This window comes from Luteolibacter sp. (assembly GCF_039920825.1).
In the GTDB taxonomy this organism is placed as follows: domain Bacteria; phylum Verrucomicrobiota; class Verrucomicrobiia; order Verrucomicrobiales; family Akkermansiaceae; genus Luteolibacter.
The window spans coordinates 167080-173186 of sequence record NZ_JBDSCX010000077.1 but is presented as its reverse complement, the minus strand read 5'-3'; the positions used below and the strand labels follow the sequence as shown (position 1 = coordinate 173186).

The window sequence follows — 6107 nt, the reverse complement described above, 5'->3', positions numbered from 1 at the left end:
GGCCACAAATCTGCGTAGGAAATCCGGTGAGGAAGGGTTGGTTTGAGGTCACACGAGAAGCAACCTGATCACCGGATTTCCGACCACTCCTTTCGCCGAAATCTCGCTTAAGTCAGTGCCATTCGGGACTGACCCCATCGACTGATACTACTGACCCTTTCGACTGACCCTTTCGACTGACCCTTTCGATTAGGGCGGTGTCTAAATTTACCGTCCGGAGCCATGGCATTTTTTGAATTTTTGGCCACTCCCGCATGGGCATTGATCGTTGCGACCAAGCATTTTTGAAGAAGAGAGAATTCGCTCGTGATCAGAAAAGTCTGCATTTATTACCCGAAATAAATCTGAACGCTGCAGTCTAGGCAGATTCTTTCCAATATGATCACTGATTACTTGTAGTTGGTTGCTGCTAATTGCTGAATCAAATTTCTCGTAGGCAAACTTGGCTCTCGCCACTAACCAACTGCCGAATAGTACGTCACGGATTTCCTGGGGTGTTGAAAGCGTGCCTTCGTCACAATCAATTCGTGTTCCGACCCAGTCGGCATCAGAGTATGGCGATAACATTCCTACGAAAAAGAAGCGGGAAAATTTGACAACGACATAGCAATTGCCGCTGAGTTCAAAAAACGTCACATCAAATGCCCGAGCACAATATTGGTTGAACTTCGGAGCTCCTGGTGGATTCTCCACAGTAATATCCGCAATGAAGATATGAAAATGATTGAATCTAGTCAATGAACCGCGCCCTAGTAGATATTCCCTCCATTCTTTTTCTGCTAGAAAAAGCTCTTCATGGCGAGAAAAGGTAGTCTCAAGGGCTTCATTTCTATTTCGCTGTAGGGCTCTCCACAAAAGCGAGACTACGAAATAGGCAAGGCGACTGTCGTAATTTACTCTTCGTTGCCCAGACAAAAATGGTCTAAATAATTTTGATGCGAAGTAACTTTCAGGCTCTGAGAAACGCTGCTCGCATTCTCGGCATAGCAACCGCATTTTAGCACCATCTTGTAAGCGAATATTGGGATTTGCAATCCGACGGAAATATCCTGTCCCGGTATCTTTCATCCACCGAATTGCAAATTTTGGAATAATGTGACTTTCTTGGAGATCAGCGTCTTGCTCGCATAGCCTGCAAATTCCTTTCACTGTATGATGGGATTGAGATATGCTTTGCCCATGCATTCAGGCATCTAAGATTGAAAGTATTTGCTGCTCAGTGAGATGATATGCCGATCCCATTGACTTCCATGCATTTACCATTTTCCGATATTTCGGCACCATGGGTAAATGGCTATTCAAATTATCGTTTCTTTTGAGGTAGGGCTTTTGCTCAGTAAATTTACCCTGTTTTTCGATCAAAAATCTCGAAAAACTTAGGTACTCCGATTCATTGTTTCCGTCAAATCCAGGAAAGAAATGGAATGAATGCTCCATCACCGCTTGGCTGGATACCAGACGTTTATGGTCCTCGATAATTCGATAGATACCAAGAATGTCGAGAACGAGAATGCTTCGATCCTCCGGCATGTCATCTGATATCCATTCGTCAATCATTGAGTAAAATAATCGATATCCGTTTTCCAGGATTTCGATTAATTCTTCAAGTCGCTCCGATTCATTGGGTTCAAGCTTCGCTAAAATTCGGTATTGATTGATCAGGATAATCCGATCTTTTTTGGAAATTTCTAGATCCATAGAATTAGAGTAAGATTTTTCGTTTTATGTGATAAGCCATTCCTACGATGTCAGGATATATCGTGTATTCGTCAAGATTTGCCCATTTTAGGAAAGTTCGGGCCTCCGCTTTTGCTGCGCTGGGAAGGATCACCTTTTTTACGCAGTTCGCTGCGACGCTTTCAAAGCCTGATGCGAGTGTGCCGTGAACGGTGAACATTCCCTTTTGGGCCTGAAGTCGGTCGGTTATCATCCCCGGACGGATTGCGAGCGGCTTGTCTATCCTTACTGGATTGTTATCCCAATAGACTTTTTGGTAATCAAATCCTTTGTCCTCGGGCACGTTAATCACTTCATCTCTTCCACTAAGGCGGTTGAGATCAGTGGGATTCAAAATGAATAAGGCGCTATCTTCTGGAGTGGAGTAATCATTGTGCAAGATGAACGCGATGGCCACACCCATCACGGTCGTCCAATCAAGCAGTCTAGTCGGAATCCAGTAATGTTGCATGTCAAATAACGTTTCCCAATCGCTCGTGCGCTTTTCGAATAGTCTAGAAGCTGTTTTCTTGAATTCGATAAAGAGATCTTTTTCCTTTCTTTCCCAGTCTGACTCACGCATCAAACTAGGAGTTAAAAGCCAATCTTTTTGGGAGTGCCCTCGGTACCAAATTTCTTTCGGGTTTCCGAGTTCGGATTCTGCCTGCTTTACCTCGGCTAGAAAGCTATTCCATTCGCTCATTAGTGATTGGTTGTGTTGGTTTTTAGCTAATCTAGAATAGATGATTTTTGTCTGGAGCCTATGTTTCCAACATGTAGCCCGCTATTTTGAAAGTATTACCCAATCACCTCGGAATATAGACCTCCGCACGTGCATTGGCAAATTGCTGCTCTTGTCCTCCATGCCATTTTCAAGGGCTTCCTCTTCGGAGATGCCTTGCTGGGCGGCGTATTGGCGGACGTCCTCGCTGATTTTCATCGAGCGGCGGGGAAGAGCTTGGGATGGCAGGAGGGAGATCATGGGCTTGGGTGGGTTCTAGCAAGCGGTGGCTTGGAGGGCAATGGGGAAGTGGAGGAGAAGAAGTTTGCTAGTTTTCAGTTTGCCGTTTTCAGGGAAGAGGTGGCGAGTGAGCAGTGATCAGAAACGGGAGTTCGCAAAGTGGGCCTCAGCCGGTCACGGCGGCGCTCCATTCGCCGAGCTTTTGCTTCAGCAGCTCCTTGGAAGGCAGGTAGAGTTGGTATTCGCGGGCGTGGATGTTGGCGTCTTTTTGCAGCGTGAGTTCGACGATGGTCTTTTTGGCGGATTTGCAGAGGAGGAGCGGGGATGCGAGAGGGATGTCAGGATTGCGGTTTGCTGGTTCCGAGCAGGGTGTCGGTGCTCAAATCGTTAGGAGGCGGCTGCGGGTCTTCTTTTGCGAGCGGATGACGACCCAGTCTTACCCGGCGACAATGGAGTTTCGCGCACCAGGACTGCGGCGGGAATTCCGAGGTGGATGCTGAGTGACCGAATCATCGGCAGGCTGAGAGGTCGTTTGCGATTCATGACCTCGGACACCTTGCTCTTTTGACCGATGAATTCCTCCAGGTCTTTTTGTCTGAGCCCGAGCTGATCCATGCGGAAATGGATTGCCTCGATGGGATCGGGAGCGCTGATGGGATAGTGCTCCTTCTCGTATTGTTCGATGAGCAGGGACCAGAGTTCGAGTTCTCCTTCCTGTTCAGATCCCGGTTCGGCATCCATCAGGGATTCCACCAAGGCGAGTGCCTTTTCATGCATTTCGTCGTTTTTGATGATTCCAGGTTTCATGGTTCGCTCAGATGGTTGCGGCGTTGATCTTGTCGTATTCCGCATGGGTGCCCACGAAACGGATGTAAACGATGCCGGTGTTGTAGTGCATTTTTACGATCAGACGATAGGTGTTGCCCTTGATGTTGAAGATGATGCGATTGCCAGGGAGGATGTCTGCCGAAGGATAGTGCTGCTTGATGTCATTGGGGCCGTTCCAACGTGTGGCGGTGGCTTCTTTGAACCAGGATTTGAGGGCTTGTTCGGCATCGGCGTGAGTGGTCCAGAATTCCCGCAGGGTTTTCACTTCGATGATTCGCATGACACCCTGCTCCGGCTTGTGAGTGGGGTCAAGCTTGGAGTTCCCTTTTTGGGAACTTTCTTGTTTTTCGGAAGATTTCCTTTTCGCGCTCATACCGGGTAAGAGCTCTCCGGGAGGTCCGTATCCCGGCTAAACTCGGCCGCGCCGTAGAACACGCACGCCTGGCCGCCCATCAGCAGGCACTGGACGCGGTGCTTGCGCATCGAAGAAAGGACTTTGAGTATCGGGTTCGGGATCAAGACTTCCTCCTAGTGCGATGTAGGTTTGCCAGAGTTTTTCAGATTCCGCCCAGCGTTGGACAGGAGTGAGGCGATACCAGTCCGCCCACTCCCCTCCAACCAGTTGTTCAGGCTGAATCATTGGCAACAAGTAGCAGGTTCAGGCCGGGACGTAAAACTCTGATCCCGCTTTGGTCAGAGCGACCTCATATTTGATTTTTACCGCGAATGGACGCGAATCCAAATCATTTGGCTTGGGAAAATCACCTTGAGTAGAATTCCGCCTGGTTTCAGGAGCGGAATTCGGCTCAATCCATCAGCCATTCGTGTCCATTGGCGTCCATTCGCGGTTGGTCCTCTCAGATTGGGGTTACCCTACCGCTTTGGTGAATTCCTTGAGCATTTCCTTCATGCCTTTTTCGTGGGCTAGATGTCTTGTCGGGCTCCTGGATAGGATTTGGCAGAGTGGCCGGTGCGGTGTTTCCGGTGGGAGCGGTGTGGCTCGTTAGGAAGCGAGGGATTTCAGGAAATGAGTGAGAATCTCGATGCTGATCCGGATGTCTTCGGGTGATGCGAGTTCCTCGGGATGGTGGCTGAGACCGTCGCGGCAACGGATGAACAACATGGCGATGGGGCAGATTTTCGAAATGGCGACGCCGTCGTGTCCCGCACCGCTGGCGAGGGTGCGGCGGGAGCCGGTGATGGATTCCAGTGAATCCATCAAGTGATGGGTTAGATCGGGATCGCAGGGAGTGGCGTCGTTGTCCTGGACGGGGATCCAGTCGAAACGGAGCGAGCGTCCGTTGGCAATCTGGTTGAAGGTTTCCTGGAGCTCGGCGAGAGCCTGGTGGCGGGCGGCGTCCTCGGGATGGCGGAGATCGATGGTGAAGCTGACGGATTGAGGGACCGAGTTCGATGCGCCGGGGTGGATCTGGATTTTTCCGACCGTGATGACGAGCGGCGGGTGGGTTCTCGCGAGGGATTCGGCGGCGAGGATGCATTCCGCAGCGCCTGTTAGCGCGTCGCGGCGCATCGGCATGGGAGTGGTGCCGGCGTGATCGGCGCGTCCGTTCAGCTTGACGGTTAGGCGGGATTGTCCGGCGATGGCGGAGACGACGCAGCAGGGCTCTCCCGCTTTTTCCAATACGCGTCCTTGTTCGATGTGGAGTTCGACATAACCACGGCATTGGCCTTTCGTGTAGCGGATGATGGTGGATCCGACGTTCCAACCGTGATCTTCAATGGCGGCGGCGATGGTGACGCCGTTCGCATCGCGGGTGGCGAGCGTGGTGGAATCGAGCGGACCGGTGATGCTGCGGCTGCCGAGGTAGGTGGTCTGGAAGCGGGTGCCTTCCTCGTCGGAAAATGCGAGGAGGTGGATCGGGAAGGGGAGGGTGATGTTTTCCTGTTGGAGATTCTCGAGGGCCGCGAGGGCGGCGATGATTCCAAGCGGACCATCGTATTTCCCGGCATCGATGACGGTGTCGATGTGCGATCCTAACAAAAGTGGTTTCGCCGCGGGATCGGAACCCGGCAGGATGCCGCGGACGGTGCCGTCGGCGGCGTGTGAAATTTCCATTCCCAGACCCGTCATCCAACCGGCGACTTCCTTGGCGGCAAGCAGGTTGGCGGGAGACAGGAACGTGCGGACGAGGTGGGACGGAGAGTCGGAGATGAGGCCGAGTTGATCCAACCGGGCGAGAGCGTTTTCCAAAGTTTTTGACATCAGGCGAATCGTTTAGCTGCCACGGTAGGTGGAATAGGAGTAGGGTGAGCAGGCGAGGGGAACGTGATGGTTCCGGCCGGGCTCGATGCTGAAGTGGATCGGAATTTCATTCAAGAACGGCGAGGCGATTCCCTGTGCCCTGAAGTAGTCGCCCATCCGGAAAACCAGCCGGTATTCCCCGGGAATCGCGTCGTCGAGGAGCGGGGCGTCACAGCGTCCGTCGGCGTTGGTGATGGTGTCGGCGAGGAGTTCGGCACCGCGATAAAGCTGAAGATGGACGCCGTTGGCTGGATTTCCCGAGACGGTGTCGAGAACGTGCGTGGTGAGTTTTCCCATCGGGAAAAAGGGGAGCAGATGGCGGGCCGGGATGCAAGACCC

Annotated in this window: 8 protein-coding genes; all 8 read right to left on the bottom strand. The window is 51.9% G+C overall.

The genetic code is table 11. From position 1 onward, the window contains the following. Positions 1-207: 207 nt before the first annotated feature. Entirely contained in the window at positions 208-1068 is an 861-nt protein-coding gene (locus tag ABIQ96_RS22125; RefSeq protein ID WP_348216820.1) for an SEC-C domain-containing protein, read from the bottom strand. A gap of 117 nt (positions 1069-1185) precedes the next feature. Further along, positions 1186-1698 (bottom strand): YfbU family protein, encoded by a 513-nt coding sequence (locus ABIQ96_RS22120; RefSeq protein ID WP_348216819.1) that lies wholly within the window; start codon positions 1696-1698, stop codon positions 1186-1188. A gap of 4 nt (positions 1699-1702) precedes the next feature. Next, complete coding sequence (locus ABIQ96_RS22115; protein ID WP_348216818.1) at positions 1703-2419, bottom strand: FRG domain-containing protein; 717 nt, start codon at positions 2417-2419, stop codon at positions 1703-1705. A gap of 81 nt (positions 2420-2500) precedes the next feature. Next, positions 2501-2698 (bottom strand): hypothetical protein, encoded by a 198-nt coding sequence (locus ABIQ96_RS22110; protein ID WP_348216817.1) that lies wholly within the window; start codon positions 2696-2698, stop codon positions 2501-2503. A 366-nt stretch (positions 2699-3064) separates the two neighbouring features. After that, positions 3065-3484 carry a transcriptional regulator gene (locus tag ABIQ96_RS22105; RefSeq protein WP_348216816.1) on the bottom strand — a complete coding sequence of 140 codons (420 nt, stop codon included), beginning with the start codon at positions 3482-3484 and terminating at the stop codon, positions 3065-3067. A 7-nt stretch (positions 3485-3491) separates the two neighbouring features. After that, positions 3492-3785 carry a type II toxin-antitoxin system HigB family toxin gene (locus ABIQ96_RS22100; RefSeq protein WP_348216815.1) on the bottom strand — a complete coding sequence of 98 codons (294 nt, stop codon included), beginning with the start codon at positions 3783-3785 and terminating at the stop codon, positions 3492-3494. Between the two features lie 723 nt (positions 3786-4508). Then, complete coding sequence (locus ABIQ96_RS22095; protein WP_348216814.1) at positions 4509-5729, bottom strand: M20 family metallo-hydrolase; 1221 nt, start codon at positions 5727-5729, stop codon at positions 4509-4511. A gap of 12 nt (positions 5730-5741) precedes the next feature. Then, a complete protein-coding gene (gene uraH / locus ABIQ96_RS22090) occupies positions 5742-6065 on the bottom strand; it encodes a hydroxyisourate hydrolase (protein ID WP_348216813.1) in 324 nt (107 codons plus the stop codon). Positions 6066-6107 lie beyond the last annotated feature (42 nt).

What these genes read in the sequence shown, in the direction of transcription:
- ABIQ96_RS22125 (WP_348216820.1), bottom strand. Translation starts at nt 1,068, where the DNA reads ATGAAAGATACCGGGACAGGATATTTCCGTCGGATTGCAAATCCCAAT.
- ABIQ96_RS22120 (WP_348216819.1), bottom strand. Translation starts at nt 1,698, where the DNA reads ATGGATCTAGAAATTTCCAAAAAAGATCGGATTATCCTGATCAATCAA.
- ABIQ96_RS22115 (WP_348216818.1), bottom strand. Translation starts at nt 2,419, where the DNA reads ATGAGCGAATGGAATAGCTTTCTAGCCGAGGTAAAGCAGGCAGAATCC.
- ABIQ96_RS22110 (WP_348216817.1), bottom strand. Translation starts at nt 2,698, where the DNA reads ATGATCTCCCTCCTGCCATCCCAAGCTCTTCCCCGCCGCTCGATGAAA.
- ABIQ96_RS22105 (WP_348216816.1), bottom strand. Translation starts at nt 3,484, where the DNA reads ATGAAACCTGGAATCATCAAAAACGACGAAATGCATGAAAAGGCACTC.
- ABIQ96_RS22100 (WP_348216815.1), bottom strand. Translation starts at nt 3,785, where the DNA reads ATGCGAATCATCGAAGTGAAAACCCTGCGGGAATTCTGGACCACTCAC.
- ABIQ96_RS22095 (WP_348216814.1), bottom strand. Translation starts at nt 5,729, where the DNA reads ATGTCAAAAACTTTGGAAAACGCTCTCGCCCGGTTGGATCAACTCGGC.
- uraH (WP_348216813.1), bottom strand. Translation starts at nt 6,065, where the DNA reads ATGGGAAAACTCACCACGCACGTTCTCGACACCGTCTCGGGAAATCCA.